Origin of the sequence: Prevotella veroralis, from assembly GCF_018127765.1 — a bacterium.
GTDB lineage: Bacteria > Bacteroidota > Bacteroidia > Bacteroidales > Bacteroidaceae > Prevotella > Prevotella veroralis.
Genome location: NZ_CP072331.1, coordinates 268,911 through 288,923 on the forward strand (window position 1 = coordinate 268,911; position 20,013 = coordinate 288,923).

The window sequence follows — 20,013 nt, forward strand, 5'->3', positions numbered from 1 at the left end:
ATAGAACCTCTTTACAGCTTCACCTTCTTCTTCTTTCCTGCGCTCTCATTGCTCATTCGATCCAGAGCAGTGACCACATAGACGTACTTACGACTGCCATCTTTATAATTCAAACGCACCTTATTGTCGTAAGGCATGGCTATAATCTTTGATGGGTCATCGGTATTAAGAGGCTCATCGGGCGTGAACTGATAGACAACATATCGGTAGGCTTCATCCTGCCAGCCCTTTCCCTTCGGAGCTTTCCACGTCAGGTAATAGCCATCGCGCTCCCATTTTGCCTTCAACCGCTTAGGGTGCTTCGGTGCATCAGAGTCTATGAAAGGCATTAAGGGTTGCAAGGCTGGATAGCGCCAGTAGTCTGTTCGCAAGAGAGTTCCATAGTTTCCGGGGTTGTCAACAGCCGATTTTGCATACCAAAGTACCGTTCCATTGACATTTGCCGACTGCTGGTGTAAGCGGCGCTTAGCCGCTAACTGATGGATAGAAGGGTTCTGTGGATCAGCGAATTTGACGGTTCGCAGCACGTCTTCACCTATGTATAATGGGCGTTTCCCAGCGTTGCGATTCCACCAACCAATCAACTCCTTGTAGTCAGCAGCACGATTGCCGATCTCCCAATAGAGCTGTGGAACACAATAATCAACCCATCCGTTATTTACCCACTTTAGTACATCGGCATAGAGATCATCGTAGTTTTGAAGTCCATTCGTCCTACTTCCGTTACGAGGGTCGGTCTTTTGATTGCGGTAAATACCAAAGGGTGACACGCCAAACTTCACCCATGGCTTCGCTTTATGTATCGTTTCGCCTAACTCCTTGACGAAGACATCAACGTTATCACGCCTCCAGTCGTTGATATTCGAGAATCCTCTCGGATCCTGTTGGAAGTTGCGTTGATCGGGAATGGGCTGTCCGGCAGCAGGATAAGGATAGAAGTAATCATCAATATGAAGCCCGTCTACATCGTAGCGGGTCACAATGTCGTTAACAACCTGGCATATATACTCACGGTTCTCACGCAAAGCTGGATTCAAGATGTATTGTCCGTCGTATGAAAAGACGCGTTCGGGATGTTGCACAGCGATGTGGTTATTAGCCAACTGGTTGGTTGTCTTCGTCTTAGCACGATAGGGATTGATCCACGCATGCAGCTCCATTCCCCGCTTATGACATTCTTCAATCATCCATTGTAAGGGATCCCAATAAGGCGAAGGAGCCTGTCCTTGCCGCCCAGAGAGGAACTTGCTCCATGGTTCTAACTTACTCGGATAGAGGGCGTCGCACTCTGGTCGCACCTGAAAGATGATGGCGTTAACCCCATCCTTTTGTAGTTCGTCCAACTGATAGCGCAGGGTTTGCTGCATCTGTTGCGTTCCGATACCCTGAAACTGCCCATTGACACACTGGATCCAAGCCCCACGAAACTCACGCTTTGACGGTTGACTCTTGGCAAAGGTGCCCATACTCACAGCCATGAAAAGTACTATCAACGATAGAACTTTCATGCCTTCACGAATCTGTCTCATGTGTTTTATCTTTCTCTTTGTCATGTTTTTAATTATTAAAATCGGTCTCCTCCGCTACACCTTATTATATATTAGCAGACAGGTGATGGTCTTCATTCATCCGCTGGCACAGCTCCTCACAACTTGCCACAGCCTCATTCGCTAACAGCTTATCGATCAGTCGGCTGGGAAAAGACGCAAAATAATCATCGGGAACACGGAAGGGACGCACCTTTCCATAGGTTGTTTGTAGGTAAAATTCTGGTTTCATAAGAGTATTATACTTGTTACTTCTTTGATTCAGAGTCGACCCATTGGTTTAAACAAGGTGCCATTTAATTTCGTTCTGAACGATGAGGAACATCACTCGTAACGCTTCATAATCGCTGTAATCTTCTCTACTGCAATGTGATAGGAGGCTTTTAATGCTCCGATACTCGTACCCAGTAAGTCGCTCATATCGCTATACTTCATCTCATCAAAGTAGTGTAAGGTGAATACCATACGCTGCACATCAGGCAAGGTGGCGATGGCTTCTTGCAACACCGCCTGTCCCTTATCACCATCGAAATACTCATCAGCCAACAACTCACTGGCGATGTGCATTTCAGCTTCAACCCCTGCGATGACCTCCGAACGCTTACAGCGTAGAAAAGCGAGCGACTCGTTGATAGCAATGCGGTATAACCACGTACTTAGCTGGGACTTACCTTGAAAATTGTCAAGTCCTTTCCATGCCTTTAACAACGTATTCTGCAACACGTCATCGGCATCATCATGCGTAAGAACAATACTACGAATCTTCCAATATAGCTGCTCACTATACTGGTTAACAATGTCTTCGAACGCTTTTTGTCGCTCTTCCGAGCTCGCCAACAAGCGAACTTCTTCCGATTCATCGAGGGGAGACACGATTGTCAAAAAGCTATTTCTGTATCAGACAAGAGGGCTCACTTGTCTTAACGAATTGATATTTTGCGGACTAACTTACCTACTTTCACGATGTAACAACCCCTTGGGAAGTTCAGAGTGTAGTGCTTATCGCTACCATCAACACGCACATTCAGTACCTTTACACCTGTAATGTTATAGATCGAAAGAACCTCATTCTCTGCCCCAACAACATGTAGGATGTTGCTTGTGATAGTAATGGTGATTGACGGAATCTCCTGTTCTATCATATCAGCGGGAGCTTCTGCACGAGCCGTAGTAACACCCCCCATGAGAAGTATTAAGGTGAGTATGAAAGGAGTAAATATCTTTTTTACCATAGACGAATGCTTTTATATTAGCTACAAAGATAACAATTTCCGCCATACCTTCACCTTGTTTATTGTATTAAACAGGGTATCTTTAATAATAATTAACCAAAGAAAAGAACAGAGGAACAGCTTGTTTAAGACAAAAAGGACTCTAAGTTTGCAGCAAGGATCTTAAAGTTCTTTTGGCTAAGAATATATCAGTAAAACCGCATGTCATTGTGTTCTTTTGCCTAAGAATATATCAGTAAAATCGCATGTCATCGTGTTCTTTTGCTTAAGAATATATCAGTAAAACCGCATGTCATTGTGTCATTCTGTCTAAGAATATATCAGTAAAATTGCATGTCATCGTGTCATTCTGTCTAAAAACGTGTTACAACATGACCTGTTATTATGTTACTCTGTCTTTAACACACCCTATTAGGTACTCTGTCTAACGAGAAGTGAGCTGAAACAGCACCCACAATTACTTGCAGGAGCTGCCCAGCTCACTGATATAAAACTTAAACCTAAATTATTTCTTGACTACTTTCAAGGTCTTGTAAGTCTTTCCATCCTTCATTACCTGTACGAAATAGATGCCACGTGTACCACTGATAGCAACGTTAACAACCTGTCCCTGTACTGCATCAAACTGATTGCTCTGTAAGAGCGAACCGGTTGCGCCAAGGATATTTAATGTGTAATGACCACCCTCAGCGAAGCGCATGTTGACGCTTTCAACAAATGGATTCGGATAAACACTCAAGCCTGTTTCGGTCTCAACAGTAGATATGCCGTCTGGTAAAGCAGTGATTTCAACGATTTCATTCACCGTCTTCTCATCTTCACCCCATCCGTTCTTCAACTTCAAGGTGACATTCTTCTTACCCGGAGCAGCGTATGTAACAACTGCTGTCTTATCTGCTTCTGATGAGATCTTACCATCACCTAATACCCATGTAGGAGTGGTCTTCACATCGTAGGTACCAACGATACCAGGGAAACCGAGTACATCGTTGTTAGGTTGTTGGTCTACATAAGAAGCTCCGGAGGTGTTTTCACCACCGCTACCAGAGACAACGACAACAGAACCATCATAATCGCTACCAGCACTACCAAGGTTCTTGAACTTCATACCATTAGCCTCTTCAAAGGTGAAGTAAGCCTTTAGGTGAGAAGGTACAGAGCCTTCTTTATAACCCTGCATAGCCTCTAAAACTTCAGTTTCAGACAGTGGTTTGTCCCATACCTGAACCTCATCAATGACACCATTGAAGCCGCTCTTGTAAACACCACCGCCACCGATGAAGATGTCGGCAACCTTGCTTGGATCGATACGACGGTCACTCTGCGCTACATCCTCACGACGCTTAGAGTTTGCGAAGCTGTGACTTGCAACTTGACGACCGTTGAAGTAGATCTTTTGAATGTTACCATCATCGTGGGTCACAACAATGTGGTTCCATACACCAGGAGTAATGCTATAGTCCTTAGTCATCACATCCTCGTATGGATTGTCATGTTCGGTCCAACCCATTGTATTGAATGACACCTCATTAGCAGGGTGACTTCTCCACTCCGGACGGATAGTTACCCAAAGGTCACCCCAGTTGTTGTGAGGCCACTTATCATAGATAGAGTTCTTGTTGATAAGGTTTGTTCCTTGCTTATCATGGTTGAAGTTATCAGCTTTGAACCACAATGCGTATGAATAAGACTTACCTCTTTGAACGTCACCAGGGATGCGGAACATCTTAGGATCATTGATTACCAAACCATGAGAAGCCTTACCTTCACCCAAACGAGCGTCGTAGGTGTAAGTAACGGGCTTGGTGGTCTGCTCCATTGACTTGTTTGCTGTGAGCGAGTTGATGTGAGGAACAGCACCAGTAGCTTCTGGTGTAATCTTCACCTTACCACGTGTTGTGGTTGACTTACCCTTACTATCAACAACAACGAGGTCGTAAGTTCCTTCCTGCTCAACCTTGAATGTAGCACTTGTACCATTTTCCACGGTTGCAACAGTAGCTCCCGTCACAGAGTTCTTCAATGTCCATGACTTTGCAGCAGGCACCATCTCGTCAAGATACTTCAATGTGAACTCCTCGTTCGGCTTGATGACTGGGCGGTCAGCAACTACGTCGCTTAATGGCTGGTCATAATCAACTGTTTGATAGTTAGACCATACGATCGCTGAACCCTGCTTACCATCAGGGGCAACGGCACGCACTCCGAAGCGGCATTCACGCTTGTCGGCACCTGACAACATAGGTGCATCTACAACGTAAGCAGCCCATGAAGTTGTGGCGGTAAGGAGCTTTTCTTCCTGTCCTTTCTGCTGGAAGTAGATCTCATAATACCATGTGCCAACCTCATCATTATAGGTCTTCTCCCAGTCTTTCTCCTCCTTTGAAGCATACTGCAACTTAAAGTCACAAGCATTGTAACGCCCACGGAGCACCTGTACTTGCTTAATGGTAGGAGTAACAGTATTGAATGATTGTGCCTTATTACGCAATGCCATCTCACCAACATGGAGCTGATAATCAGCAGGACTATTCTCTACAACAAGTCCCATCATAGCCACCTTATCACCTGCAGCAAGCCCAAGTTCGGACGCCTTAACGGTGAATGTGCTCCATTTACCTGCTGTCTCTGTAGCTGGTAAATCAACTTGTTTATAGTCAGTAGTATGATCCTTCAATGCAACAAAGAGTTTCGCGTGTGACTCTGTACCCTTCAATGTCTTATAGGTAACCGAGAACTCATAGTCAGGCTGCACCTCAAGCATGGTCTTAAAGAGCTTCACACGAGAGAAGTCTGTCTGTCCGGAGAGTGACAAACAAGAGCCTCCCCAATAAGCATCATCGAACGTTAGCTCTGCTTTCACCAGTCCGTTGATGTTACCACCATTGACTTGGTCGGTGCGATCAGTAATCCACCAACGCCATGTTGGCATGTAGTCTTGGGTATTGAGGTTATACCACTTATGATCAAAAGCAACCTGTCCATCCTTGCGGAAGCTCAATCCGTTACCAAGGTTGAAACGTGAGACAAATGGTATCTGTTGTATGGTTGACTTCGCTGTAAGGAATGTTGCAAGACCGTGGAAGTTCCTTAGGCTCGAGTTAGCCAACGTACAATTCGTTTTGATACCAGGCAGATAACCGGGGTTGTTATTACCTCCACTGAATATCAATTCTTGCTTCTTTAGATAGGCTTTCTGTATCGCTACGTCTGATGTTCCATCGTCGGTTGCACTCTGATGGATGAGACTTTGTGAGTGAGCACCCCAAAAGCCGATAGAGATGTCATTGTTTAGTAATGCACTCCAATGGTCATTCCGCAATGCACGTCCTTGTATATCAAAGCCTGCATAATAGTCGAAGCTACTGCGACCTAAGCTCTTCGCAGTGTTGACAGAACCGCTCAGAAGCCCACCATACCAGTTGTAATTGGCAAAAAGCATATCGGTTGCAATGTGGTCTTTATCACCAAAGATCTTCTTGTTATGGTCACCTAAACCACCATCAAAGTGGATTCCGCCATTATCACCAGTACCATCATACCAGTGTACCTCAAACTTCCAATCAATCTTCTTAGCCTCTTTATGACACTCAACGAAGAAGTTAGTTAGCTCTTCCATTACAGCGGCAGAGGTGTGGAACTCCGAGTTGAAACCGACACCATTGATGCCGTAATACTTCATTAAACGCACGAATGGCGCAGCATACTTATACTTGTCGCCTTGTTTCTGAAGCAGTTTGTACAGGATTTTACCATAGGTATTACCCGCAAAAGGATTAGGATAAACATAAGCACCATAGCCTATTGACATCACGCAACCTACTGACACACCATTCTTATGGGCTACGTCAGTAAGACCGGCAGACGAACGAACCCATGGAGAAGTCCAGTTTCCGTGAATGTCAATGTATGACCAAAGACTGAAGTTATCGCCTTCAAAACAATACCGAGGCAATGCCTTCCACTTAGAGGTAGGGTCATCAAGTGGTGTCCAGAGACACATCTTGCGTTCTGGGTTAACTGCCGGACGTACCTGATAATCACCATCTTTGATACGTTCCAACGGACGAACGCGAGAGATGTAGAACTGATCATCAATCGCACTAACGCCCTGTGGCTGTTTCATGTCTCCTTTCATCCAGGCTTCCAGATAATTAGGGAGATCTTCAAACTTAGCGTCCTGAATGTCTAACGGATGTGTCGGAGTGCGCTGTGCAGTAGCACTCAAACAACTAACCAGAGCCAAGGACGCAAAAAGCGTAAACCTTTTCATGATTTAAATGTTTAGTTAATAATTGGTTTAAGGGGTTATTATTTTAGGTTTTTAAGGGGAGTTATTTTGAGAAGTGAACAGAGTTTTGAGAAGCAAAGGGAGATACTTTCATTTTATTGGACTCCCCTCACTTCTCAAAAAACATCTTATCTGCAGATTAACTTAACGGTACGAAGTGTCTTACCATCCTTCTTTACGTTTACAATGTAAACGCCTTGAGCACCAAGATGGAGGCGAACATTATCGGCACCATTGACTGATAGACTCTTACCAGCTACGAGCTGACCATTTGTAGAGTAGATCTGAACAAGATAGTTACCCGCTGTTTCAATGTCGAGTAATACATCACGATCAACTGAATAAACCTTCATGTCAGCAGCCTCAGTACCATTGATACCTGTTGGATCAGCCTTCACCTTGATTACCTTGAAGGTGCGAGTATCTGAACCATGAGCATTCTTCAATGTCAAAGTTACCTCATAATCGCCTGGTTTAGCATACTTCAGTTTAGCACTACCAGCGAGGTCGTTACCTGATTTCTCTATGATGGTTGCCTTCTTTGCTGCCCACTCTGCGGTTGTAGTAACCTTGAAGTTACCTGTAACGAATGGACTACCAGCATCGTAAGTAGGTGCATCTGGCACAAATCCTGCAACACCCTCACCTACTCCAGCACGTAGTTCACCATGAGCCAACTTAGCTGAACCAACCTTACTAACAAAGTAGTTGTCACCATCAGCATTGTCTTCAAAGTTCCAATAAGCCTTCAAACCGTCTTCATTGATGTCGGTTGACATCATAGACTTTGTGGCATCGGCTTCAGAGAGATACTTATTATAGAACTTAACATCGTCTACCGTGGCATTCATTGCAGCTGTTTGATGACGTCCGAGACTGATGCCGAGAATATTAGTATCCCACCAACCATTGTTAGCAAATCTATGAGGGCATAGACCTGTACCATTAGTACCATTGTCCCAAGTAGTAGCTTCAGCCTGTTTACCATTGATATAGAGCATAGGTTTGGTTGTTGTTCCATCACCATCCATAGCCAATGTAAAGTGTGTCCAAGCACCTGGAACGAAGTCAACCTTCCAACGTTGTTTGTACTCTGGAGAGCCACCACCATTCTTTGCACGTAGTGTTAACTCGTAGATACCAGTGTTTGGATCATATGTAGACCACATTGTTCCCCAGTGATTCTGTGGCCAGCCAATACCTGGACTACGCATATCAATTATCTGAGTACCACCAGAGAAGCTATTGAACTTCACCCAGAAAGCAAGTGACCAAGGCTGATTGTTATTTGTCAGACCAAGGTCGGAAACCTTAACAGCAATAGGTTTTTCAAGTGCCTTGATAGCTCTTGAGCCGGCACCGTCAGCCTTCTTACCCTCGTACTTCATTGTCACTTCCGCATTTGGAAGAACTTCGATAGAAGTTGTCTGATCGTTGGCAGTTAGAGAGTTGATATGTGGTACAGCACCGACAGCATCAGAAGTAATCTGAATGTAGTTAGAGTATTTTACTTCCTTATTGACGCGATGTCCATTCTCTTTAACCATACCTGTAAGCACAAGGTCATAGAAGCCCGTATCGTTTAAGCCACTAACATGGATCTCCTTAGTGTTGTCACTGCTTGCAACAACATTCCCATTATGCTCAATCTTCCAGTTTCCTGCCTCATGACGTGGGTCTACATAAGCTACTGTAAACTCTTCGTTAGGTTTGATGATAGACTTATTAGCCTTGATTTCATCATTATATTCGTACTGAGTAAAGATAGAGTGTTGCTCTGTGCCCCATGCTATGTCACTCTCTTTCTTCATATCAAGAGATACGGCAGAAACACCGAACTTAATCGTACCCTCGCCCTCAAGATTAACCGGAACAGAGTAGTACATACCTGCCCAAGAGGTTGTAACACCCATCAAGATAGGATCTCCATTACCCTGCTGTGCCCAGAGTTTGAAGAGAGAAGTCTTCACATCGGTATTGTAGCAAGGCTCACCTGTAGCTTTGTTGTTAGGCATGTTGAAGATGATCTTACCATCAACACCATTCTTTGCAGAGTGCAACAAGGTGGTAGATACTACCTCTGGCTTTGCTGGTTTCTCGAATGTACCACGTACAATAGAGAACTCACCAAGATAGAGATTAAGGTTACTTGCATTCTCCATCTTCAATGCAACGAGTGCAAGGTGCTTGTTAGCTAAGGTGCCATCAACGGTGATAGTCTTCTCTACCCACTTATCTTCATCTGTCTCATCAGAAGCATTCAATACCTTATAATCATTCTCGGCACTTACATTATCCTTTGTTAAAAGAACCAAAGAAGCATCTGACTTACCAGCCTTCACCTTATAACGGAAGGTGATCTTATCGCCTGACTTCAACTCAAAATCGGTCTTGAAGAGGTGGAGATACTCCTTAGGAGTGTTACCAAAGATGCGTACAGTAGAACCACCAAGATAAGCATCATCCCATACAAACTCGGCATCTAAGCCTGTTCCATCATCTGGGACATCAATAGGCTGACGACCTAATAACTTGGTAGCAAACCACCAACGCCATGTTGGTAAGTAGTCCTGTACACCAACGTTAACCCATGGGCGGTCGTTCTTACGCTGTCCATCGTAATTAAAGAACTTACCATTACCAAGGTTGAAGTGGGTAATGAATGGCTCTTCTGTTAAATCCCATGACATTGAACTACGCGCTGTCATCATAGCAGACATACCTGCAAAATCAAAGTTGTCAGCGTTGTAATTCAAACTGTTATTGATTTCAAGGTTGTTAACAGGGTTACGTGAGCCACTTGAGAACCAACGCTCTGTACGCAACATATAGGTGCGTTGCTTGGTTTCAGGGTCACTTCCCTTCTCACCACGGCTCTCAAAGAACATGTTCTGAGAGTGAGCACCCCACAAGCCAATAGAGATTGGATAGTCCTTCAACAATGTCCAACGAGGCATTGAGTGTGGTTCACCACCTTGCATATTGATACCTGCATAGAGATATAATGGGTCACGATGGATTTCCTTAGCTTTCTCTACTGAGTTCTTCAATAACCATGAACGATTCCAATTGTAATTAAAGAATAGCGAAGCAGCCTCTTTACCAGCCTCACCAAAGATACTCTTGTTATTATCTGTCAATCCCTGGTCAAAATTGATACTGCCATTCTCTTGTGTACCATCATACCATACATTCTCAAAAATAGGGTTGATAGGCTTCATAAGCTTATTCAAGTTAACGTGTAAGTCCCTAATTGCCTTAGTTGTCCTACCACGGGTATAAGTCTCATAATACTCTGAGTTATAACCGAAACCATCATAACCAAAGTAATTCATATAGGCTGCTGCCTTGTTAGCATCAACTTTAGAGAGGGTTTCTAAAGCTGATTTCCAATTACCCGACAAGTTCGCATTAGGAATACCAGCAACCGATGTTACAGGCACACCATTCTTATGAGCAACGTCAAGCAGCGCAGCTGGAATACGACCTAAGCCACAGTTCCAGTCACCCCAATGGGTAACGTAAGGCCACATTGAGAACACCTCGGAATCGAAGACACCATCAGGAAGAGCATTCTTGCTCGGCACGTTCCATGGCAACCAAGCTATAAGTCGCTTATCATTCTCCGCTGTAATGTTTGTTCTTACCTGTGTATCAGCATTGCGGAAACGCATCTTTGGCTTCACACGAGAGATAAAGAAGTTGTCATCATCAGTAATCTTTGGGCTGGTTTTTGACCAATCTCTCAATTTTGAGGGGAACTGTTGTGACTCGAATCCCCACGAGATGTAGCCATCCTTTAGTTCCTGCGCCATAAGCGTAGAAGGAGCCAAGCAACAGCCCAAAAGGAGCAAATTTAATTTCTTCATAAATAATTTAAGTTTTACGTTTATTGATTAGGTTTTCTATTAAAGACTTGTTTTCCTATGCCTCACCATCAATTTTTTCATCATAGAAGATGGATGAGGGCATCGGTTTGTACCATAAAATAGAATAAGGCTAACCAACTTGTAGTGTGCAAGTCAGTTAACCTTATTCCGTTTTTATTACTTGATTGCTATCTTCTGTGTGCGGATAACATTCTTATTCAACATCTTAACAAGGTAAACACCTGGTACTAACTCGTTTGTATTGAACGCCTTTGGCTGAACCATACTCTTGATAGTCTGACCATCAGCAGAGAAGATCCATGCACGCTCAACATTGCTAAAGTTAACCTTACCATCGGCAACTACAACTGAAGAAGCCGCACCGGCATTAGCTGTCTCAATGTTAGTTGAACCACCTTCAAGCATCTCTGGCTGGTCTGCTGTGCCCTTATCGTGGGTGTCAACCTTACTGCCACGAGCCTTATTTGTACCTGTGATTTCCACGTCGAAATCGATAGCAAAGCCCTTATTGAACTTACCCGTTGGGGTCAAACCACCCTGGAACCATGCGTCACAGAATACGAGGCGGATACGACTCTTACCCGGTTTAGCATCCTTAGGAACGGTGAACTCGTATGTATTAAGCTGTTGTACCTGTTCTGGAACACCAGCACGAACCTTACCAAAGAAGACTACACACTCGCCAGACTCTGGCTTTTCAGAGAGGTTATCAGGATTGAACTGATGGTCACCATCAAAGTCCATCCATGCTTTACCCATACAGTAACGGAGGTCATCATGCGTTCCATCAGGATAATCTTTTGCTTCACGACCCTTAATCTTCACCGTAACTTTTGCGCCTTGAGCCACTACCAATTTATGATTAGTTGCGTCAACATAGTTGGTTTCATTACCAGCAGGACCAGAAGCAGTGTAGTCTATGTTCTGTGTACCGCCCTCTGTCTGGAACTTCTCAACATAACGAAAACGCTTTGCAATGGCAGCACCAGCTGCAGCATTATCGAGTTCTACGGTTCCATACTCCTCTTCTTTCGCAGCAGGAAGCTCTGATTGATTAGCACGAGGTACTTCTTTCCATACTACCTTAGAGTATGTCTTGAGGTCAGTTCCTACTGAACGAACACCGATAAATGGCTTATCATTTACACTTGTAAACTGAATGTTAGGAACGAAAGTAGCCCACTGTGAAGTACGACCGATCTCTGAAACAGTTCCGTTCTGTCCATTCTTATAGAGAATCTCGAAGTGATCAATGTTTGCATCATCGTTATATACGATTGGAGCCGAGCCTGATTCCTTATCAATACCCCATACAGCCTTTACAGAAAGAGAGGTCTTGGTCTCTTCCTTCACTTGGATGGTCAGATCCTTAACATTTGCTGGTGTGGCAGTCACGTCATCATTGATTTCGAGCTTACCAACAAGAACTTTATAGTTAGCATCTGGATTATTTACACGCAAACCGATACGATCAATCTTCTGATTAGTAGTGATATCATTCAGTTCTACACGTTTTTCTGTCCAATTACTATTCTCTGTTTTACCCAGTTCGTATGCTTTCCAAGCACCATTCACACGTACAATCAAAGAAAGTTTAGAGTCTGTTGTTCCCTCTTTACCAGTCTTAATAGCAACCTTAGCTACGACCTTACCCTTAGAAGGGGTGAGGTTAGTCTTATAGAGAACAACGTCTGTTGGACCTGCATTGCTTACACCTTTCAAGCTCAAGCAAGCACCACCTGTATAGGCATCTTCGTTTGTCAAAGATGGTTGAATAGCTGTGCTTGCAGTCTCTGTACCTGCATTAACAACCAACCAACGATAGGTTGGAACAACGTCCTGACTACTCATGTTATACCATGAGCCAGCTGTTTTCTTACCTTTATAATTATAAAGTTCGCCATTACCCATGTTGAAGTGAGTTGCAAAAGGTAGTTTTCCAGAAATGGCAGTACGCTCTGGAATCCATGAAGCAAGACCTGCAAATGTTTTCAATGGAGGTGTGCTACCTTGTGCCTCAACCTCATTACCATAGTCTCTAATCTCTGGGCGTAACAAAGGATTACGATTACCACCAGAGAAAGCACGCTCTAAATACTCTTGATAATTAGACATACGCGACAAAGCATCACCACCTGTATTATAGCTCCAGAAGCGACTTTCTGCATGTTCACCCCATAGGCAGATACCACAACGCTTAGCATCGTCATTCTTATTGAGGCTGTTCCAACTTCTGTTCATACTAACAATCCATACACCAGCATATAGACCATCAGCAGAGTTCATTGTCCTCTCTGCTTCTCTTACAGAGCTGTCCATAGAACGACTGAAGTCATTACCATCGTAATTCAACATTACTTCAGAGATACGATGATCAGGGTCTTGTCCCCACATAAACTTTGAAGTATAGTCTGTTAGACTTGAGTTCGTTGTATAATACATGATTTTGAAATCATTGAACCCTTCATCCTTTGCAATCTTATAAAGCTCCTGATGGAATGCTACATTGTCTCGATTCTTATACTTGGTTGTATTTTCCCAGTTATAGTTGATACCATCGAAACCGAGGAAGCGCATGCAGTTGATGATTGCATGTGTATAACGGAAGTTACCATCTTTATTGCGTTTCATGATGAAAGTAGCCCAACTATCAGCTGCAGAACCAGTCGTATGATCGAAGAACTTGATACCAGCAAAGATGCTTGTACCATTGCGGTGCGCAGCATCAGCCCATGAACCCGGAGCCTGGAAAAGCCCGTAGTTCCATGCACCAAATAGGTTGGTATAGTTCCACATAGAGAAGTTATCATTCGCAAAAGTCTTTGATGGATAACCGCCGAGGTTCTTTCCAGCACCGCCGGGGATATTCATAAAGAGGTTACGCTTCTCGTATGTGCCTTTGATAAGACGGTCTTCACGCGACTCAATAGCACGTTTCTTCACGTGAGAACGAATGAATTCCACCTCGTCTTTAATGCCCCATTCCTTCAGATCAGCATCTGTTGGATACTTCTTCCCTTGGTCTGCGAGCTTTGCAAAATGCTCTAACAAGACTTGATCGCTAAGCTTAGAAAGATCATAAACTTGCGTTGAAGCAGTTGGAGAATAGGTTTGTGCATTAGCACCAACAGGTGCCATTGTCATCATGGCTGCAATGAGCCATGCACTAAGAGTAATTTTTTTATTCATATAATTTAGGCTTGGTTATTAGCTTTCTATAATTTGATTCCCAGCAGAGAGCCGATTCATGCTCTCTGCTAAGACGTTGTTTCAAAATAACGATACGATTAGAAGTTAGGAGTCAACTTATCCCAGAAGAGGCGAGTTGCCATCTTGTCTTGACCACCCAAGGCAGGAATACCAGTATTGTCAACATCCTGCTTGGTAGCAATATCACTTGTTCCAGGGAATGGCAAACGGCGCATAATGTCACCAGGATGCAAACTACCGTCAGCCTCATCAATGTTAAGAACAGGCAACATACGTGGGAAGCCAGTGCGACGAAGGTCTACCCATGCCTCGAAACCATTAGGATATGTGGCAAGATACTTCTGTGTGATAATCTTCTCAAGTTTGGTTTCTTGAGAGTCACCATCATTCCACTTCACACCAACATGGATAGGAGAAGCAGCGTCAGGGGTATCACCCGTAGGATCCTTATAGACGTAAGCAACAGGATTCTCTTGCTCCATGTACTTATGAATCCATGCGTCATACCAGTTGACACCATGCTGACCTGCAGGTCCTTCACCGTCATTCGACTTCATTTCTGGGTCTTCGCAGTTACCATGAAGAATACCTTCCTCATAGAAGTGCTGTGGTGTTCCGCCCATGTTCCAACCACGAAGTGCACCTTCAGCACGTAGGAAGCAAACCTCTGCATACTTCATAAGATAAAGCGGAGCAGTGGTGAAGTATTGTTCATTCAACTTACTGAATGCGATGTACTGGTTCTCATCGTAACCTTGTCCCTCACCTGGGTGTGTACCTGTACGTATACCACAAATACGAGTATTTGCTGGTGTCGTCTCACCCGTCTTGTTGTTCTTAATTACGTTATCGTTCTTCTTAAAGAGGTATTTCAACCATGGGTGATCGAAGGTCTTTAAGGTTATCTCCATCGTTGCACTCATACGAGCATCACCCCAATTCTCTACTCCTGGCAATGGATGACTGAATCCCATCACACCCGGACGGATAGAAACACTCTGAGACTCATTCTCAATGACACCATCAGTAACAGCCTCTTCCGCTAACTTCTGTGCACGAACTGGGTCGCTCTTTACCATGTGCATGGCAATACGGAGCTTCAAAGAGTTTGCGTAACGAGCCCACTCCTTCAATGTTCCGTCAGCAGTTCCACCATTGTTCATTACTACGAAGCGTTCAACGAAAGCGTCCTTAATCTTCTGCTTATAAGCTGCTGGCTTCTGATCGAAGTAATGGAAGCAAGCAACAGCGGTGTCAAGGTTGGCAATAACATCATTGTAAACATCCTCCACCTTATTATATGTATAAGGACCAACCTGTAAGTTCGTCTTCAACTCACGATAGGGCATTGGACCATAAACGTCAGCAACTTCTACAGCTTGCTGATTGAAAAGTGTCAAGTAAGCAGCCTTCAGCTCTGGAATAGCATTGATTTTCTCGTTATTCAAGATAGGTACAAGACTCGTCTTCATCTCTGTGAATGAACCCCATGCACCACCATAACACTTTTGATCAATAGCGTAAGATGATGCCAAACGAATCTTTGAATACTGGAAGAAGGTGTGTGGAACGACAGAATACTCTGCATAGTTGTCTACACCGAGAGAATACTGGTATTGATAAGCATGTGGACCTGGGTTCTCACCATTCTTACCTCCACGCATAGAGAACTGTCCACCAACACCTGCATCGAGCAAATCTTGCATAGCAGTCAATGCTGCACCAGCAGCCGCTGCATCAGTAGCTTGACGGAAAGGAATCTTATCCACATCACCACGGCTGGTAACTTTCTCAACGTTCTTAGTTGTTGAGTTGAACTCATCACCAGGGTTATCATAGTCGAGGCATGACTGTAAACCGAATGTAGGCAATGCCATCGCCATGAGTACGATTATATGTTTACTTTTCATTACTTTATTCTTTAGATTGTTAGTTTATTGATTTTCCTTATCTATAGAGAGTAGGAGTAAAAAGAGAAAGTACACGTAAAGGATAACATCTCTAATCCCTTCGGTTATCAAAGAAGTTTCGCAATCAGCACTATTATCTTAACTTCTTTCACTCCCTTTCGCCCCTTTAACTCCTAAAAACTCTCTTTCTCTCTTAGAAATTAGCCTTCACAGAGAAACCGAATGAACGTGATGATGGCATATTGAAGCTCTCAAATGCTCCGAGACCATTCTGTGTAGAGAGTGATACATCTGGGTCTGTTGGTGCATCCTTATACAGGAAGAACAGGTTACGAGCAATGAATGAGAGTGTCAAGTTGCGGTTCATACCGAAAACATCACGGAAGGTGTAACCCAATGATAGCTCACGGAGACGGAAGTTAGTACCACTATAGAGGTAGCTTGATGGGTTGCTTGAAGCACCCAATGCCTGATAGTAAGCCTGTATTGGAACAATGCGACCACTACCATCATTCAGTACCATTCCCGGAACATTACCATAGTCTTTAGCAACAATATTGTTCTTCTCTGCTGCTAAACGTGCATCTGCTGTACGCTGTGAAGCACCGATGTAATCAAGATAAGACTCTGTCAATGAGAACACCTTACCGCCGATACGACCATTGATAAGTACTGAGAGCTGGAAGTCCTTATAGTTAAATGTGTTTGTCCAACCCATCTGCCACTTAGAATTCATATTACCGAGATAACGGTCATTAGAGCCTGTCTTATCAAATGTTGGCTCACCCTTAGCTGTCAAGACGATGTGACCATTGGCATCACGCATGAAGTCGCCAGCGTAAATATCACCAATAGAGCCACCCTTCTGATAAACAACTTTAGCCTCACCTACTGTCTGCTGATACTTACGAGAGGTTCCGTCCTTATCGTAACCCGTCTCAAGAATCTTGTTATCATTGAATGAGAGGTTGTAAGAAGTACGCCAACGCAAGTCCTTACCGAGCTTGAAGTCGTAACCGATAGTGGTTTCAAAACCTGTATTACGAACCTTTGCAGAGTTCAACAATTCAGTGTTACCACCAAGAGAACCCAACTCCATATATAGATGTCTTACCACCGTATTATAGAAAGTGAAGTCGAAACTCAAACGATTATTGAGGAATAATGACTCAATACCCGTCTCGAAAGAACCCGTCTCCTCTGGTACTGGAGCAAAGTCAAGTAACTTGTTACCAGAAAGCGCACCTGTCTGAAGGTTGCGACTCATAGCACCGTATGCCTTATTTGGTATAGAGTTACCTACAGAAGAGTAAGATACACGATATTTCAAGAAGTTAATCCAATCTGGCAACTTAACCAACTGGCTAACAATAGCATTCGCACCGATACCAAAGTAACCGTAGTTATCAGTGTTGATCTTACCTAACTGCTTGAAGTAACGGAACGGACGATACCAGTCACGACGATAAGAAGCATCGAGATAGATCGTCTCTTTCCAACCTAATTGCGTAGTGAAGAGGTAAGAACGATCCCAGTTAGAACTCTTTGATGTACTGGTTGCGCCATAGCCACCGGCACTCGTTTCAAAGTAGTTAACCATAGTTGGGAGCTTACGCATCAAGCGATCATAATAGGTTGCAACAACGTCTGTACTCTTTGTTTCACCCTTGATGGTATGACCAACGAAACCTGCTGTTGCAGAAACAGAGTAGTCTCCGAAGGCTTTATTATATGATAAAAGGTAATCGGTATAGAACTCTGTTGTCTTCTCATCTGAATCCCAAAGGCGACCGTAGTCTTCCATTGATGCTGGTAAGAAGGTAGTTGCATAACGTGTAGCGTGGTTCTTGAAGCGAAGTTGACTGTAGTTGACACGTGCCTGGAAGGTCAAACCATCATAGATATCAACATTTGCTTGCAATGTACCAAAGAGGCGGCTCTCCTTCTGCTGACTGTTACCCATGTTCAACAACCAGTATGGGTTATTGTTTGGATGTGAGAGGAATGCCCATTCCTGCTGTGGACCTGTTAAGGTTGTACGCTGTCCTGCAGCCCAAGTAAAGTTTTTACCATCCAACTTATAATATGATGATGGATTAGACAACCACTTTCCTTCTGCATTTACATAATGGTCGCGATAATATTCCATATCGATATTCTGTGGTGCAGTGTACAAGTGATACAATGGGTTACCAACCGTACCACCACCCGGACGGTTTCTTGTCTTCGTCTCAGTATAGTTCATTGAAGCATCGATGTGAAGACGCTTAAAGAAGTTATAAGTCTGTCGGAAGCTGATAGAATTACGATTGTAGGAGTTGTTACGCATCATACCTGTTGCGTGGCTATTGGCTACTGAAACATAGGTACGTGATGTCTCAGTTCCTCCTGATAGTGAGATAGAATTGTTAGTGGTTACACCTGTACGGAAGAAGTTGTCTACATCATTTACAGTGCGATTACGCAAGTGTACGTCATGACGGCGTGCCATGATGGGTGCCCCCGTCATAGCATCGGTACCAATCTGCTCTGGTTCATAACCTACCCAACGATCGTCTAATGGAGAACGAACGATGAGATCGTTATCAGCACGATCTGCCACTTTACCTCCCCAGTTATTCAATGACAATGCACCTGTTGCTGGGTCGTATGTTGAACCGTATGTCTTTTGAATCTTTGGTGTCAATAGTGGAGAATCGAAAGTGATGTTAGAGGTAACATTGATATCCACCTTTCCTTCACGACCACGCTTCGTTGTAATCATGACAACACCATTGGCTGCACGCGAACCATACAACGCAGCAGCATTAGCACCCTTGAGGACGTTGATTGACTCGATGTCATCTGGGTTAATCAATGATAATGGGTCAGAACCTTCGGACATACCTGTTGAACCGAAGCCTTCACCACTCATACCCTGCTGACCACGAATACCATTACTCATTGGCACACCATCAACAACAATCAATGGCGAACTGTTACCAAGGATAGAACGGTTACCACGAAGAACGATCTTCGATGCACCACCGGCACCACCAGCACTTGGTGTAATCGTGATACCAGCTACCTTACCTTCAAGAGAGTTTGCGGCATTAGGATCCTGTACCTTCATAAGATCCTCAGCCTTCACTTGCTGGGTTGCATAAGTAAGTGATTTCTCCTTTCTCATAATACCCATTGCAGTCACAACCACCTCATTCATGGTGTTAGTCTCTTCTTTCATGGATACGTTAAGGGTTGACTTACCAGCCACAGGGATGGTCTGCGCAGTGTAACCAATGTACGAGAAGACAAGCTTGGCATTAGGTGTTGTGTTGAGAACGAAGTTACCATCAATGTCGGTAACAGTACCATTTGTGGTACCCTCAACCATTACGGTTGCACCAATAAGTGGTTCACCCGCAGAGTCAACAACTTTACCTGTTACTTTGTGATTACCATTCTGTTGCACTGACTGCACAGAGGTTGCTTGAACAGTACTGCTGTTAGCATAAACATTCGTTGAAGCCAACGACAGAGCACATGCAAAAGCAGCTGAGAAATACAGGTGCTTCTGCTTTGATTCTTTAAAGAATTTCATTAGGTTTAGGCTTTTAAACATTATTATTTAATATTCCTTTTCAAATGCTCAAATGGAGGATTCAAACACTTCCGTAGTTTATCTACATTTGTGTCTGATTCTATTACACCTTATATATATAAGGGATTTCACTGATTCAGATTATCCACTTATATTTTAAATACGGAACTTTTCGTCTTAGGTCTTGTTCACGTTAGGTTGTTATTAGGGTTACTTATCACTCTTCCATCACTCTGTAATCATACTCACAACAGTTTATCTGCACATAATAACAGACTGACAATCAAAGAGATACTTATAACATCACCTTGTATTGTATAGGTTTGTTTAATCCTCACGAGTACAAAATTAAG

General features: G+C 43.7%; 9 protein-coding genes. All 9 read right to left on the reverse strand.

Features of this window, described 5'->3' with window-relative positions; genetic code table 11:
* Positions 1-11: 11 nt before the first annotated feature.
* The 9 genes from J5A55_RS09180 to J5A55_RS09220 all read right to left on the reverse strand — a co-directional run bounded on the left by J5A55_RS09180 (position 12) and on the right by J5A55_RS09220 (position 19,660).
* Positions 12-1,529 (reverse strand): glycoside hydrolase family 10-like protein, encoded by a 1,518-nt coding sequence (locus J5A55_RS09180; protein WP_039851023.1) that lies wholly within the window; start codon positions 1,527-1,529, stop codon positions 12-14.
* A 64-nt stretch (positions 1,530-1,593) separates the two neighbouring features.
* Entirely contained in the window at positions 1,594-1,779 is a 186-nt protein-coding gene (locus J5A55_RS09185; RefSeq protein WP_004381736.1) for a hypothetical protein, read from the reverse strand.
* A gap of 92 nt (positions 1,780-1,871) precedes the next feature.
* Positions 1,872-2,420 carry an RNA polymerase sigma factor gene (locus J5A55_RS09190; protein ID WP_004381735.1) on the reverse strand — a complete coding sequence of 183 codons (549 nt, stop codon included), beginning with the start codon at positions 2,418-2,420 and terminating at the stop codon, positions 1,872-1,874.
* A gap of 47 nt (positions 2,421-2,467) precedes the next feature.
* Complete coding sequence (locus J5A55_RS09195; protein WP_004381734.1) at positions 2,468-2,779, reverse strand: T9SS type A sorting domain-containing protein; 312 nt, start codon at positions 2,777-2,779, stop codon at positions 2,468-2,470.
* A 505-nt stretch (positions 2,780-3,284) separates the two neighbouring features.
* Positions 3,285-7,052, reverse strand: a complete 3,768-nt coding sequence (locus J5A55_RS09200; RefSeq protein WP_004381733.1) for an endo-beta-N-acetylglucosaminidase — start codon at positions 7,050-7,052, stop codon at positions 3,285-3,287.
* Between the two features lie 146 nt (positions 7,053-7,198).
* Positions 7,199-10,939 (reverse strand): endo-beta-N-acetylglucosaminidase, encoded by a 3,741-nt coding sequence (locus J5A55_RS09205; protein ID WP_004381731.1) that lies wholly within the window; start codon positions 10,937-10,939, stop codon positions 7,199-7,201.
* A gap of 177 nt (positions 10,940-11,116) precedes the next feature.
* Positions 11,117-14,149 carry an endo-beta-N-acetylglucosaminidase gene (locus J5A55_RS09210; protein ID WP_004381730.1) on the reverse strand — a complete coding sequence of 1,011 codons (3,033 nt, stop codon included), beginning with the start codon at positions 14,147-14,149 and terminating at the stop codon, positions 11,117-11,119.
* A gap of 98 nt (positions 14,150-14,247) precedes the next feature.
* Positions 14,248-16,080: a SusD/RagB family nutrient-binding outer membrane lipoprotein gene (locus J5A55_RS09215; RefSeq protein WP_004381729.1), complete on the reverse strand. Its 1,833-nt coding sequence runs from the start codon at positions 16,078-16,080 to the stop codon at positions 14,248-14,250.
* Between the two features lie 193 nt (positions 16,081-16,273).
* Entirely contained in the window at positions 16,274-19,660 is a 3,387-nt protein-coding gene (locus tag J5A55_RS09220) for a SusC/RagA family TonB-linked outer membrane protein (protein ID WP_211802953.1), read from the reverse strand.
* Between the last annotated feature and the right edge of the window lie 353 nt (positions 19,661-20,013).

Coding starts and splice junctions, on each gene's coding strand:
- J5A55_RS09210 (WP_004381730.1), bottom strand. CDS start 14,149: ATGAATAAAAAAATTACTCTTAGTGCATGGCTCATTGCAGCCATGATG.
- J5A55_RS09200 (WP_004381733.1), bottom strand. CDS start 7,052: ATGAAAAGGTTTACGCTTTTTGCGTCCTTGGCTCTGGTTAGTTGTTTG.
- J5A55_RS09195 (WP_004381734.1), bottom strand. CDS start 2,779: ATGGTAAAAAAGATATTTACTCCTTTCATACTCACCTTAATACTTCTC.
- J5A55_RS09180 (WP_039851023.1), bottom strand. CDS start 1,529: ATGAGACAGATTCGTGAAGGCATGAAAGTTCTATCGTTGATAGTACTT.
- J5A55_RS09205 (WP_004381731.1), bottom strand. CDS start 10,939: ATGAAGAAATTAAATTTGCTCCTTTTGGGCTGTTGCTTGGCTCCTTCT.
- J5A55_RS09215 (WP_004381729.1), bottom strand. CDS start 16,080: ATGAAAAGTAAACATATAATCGTACTCATGGCGATGGCATTGCCTACA.
- J5A55_RS09220 (WP_211802953.1), bottom strand. CDS start 19,660: ATGAAATTCTTTAAAGAATCAAAGCAGAAGCACCTGTATTTCTCAGCT.
- J5A55_RS09185 (WP_004381736.1), bottom strand. CDS start 1,779: ATGAAACCAGAATTTTACCTACAAACAACCTATGGAAAGGTGCGTCCC.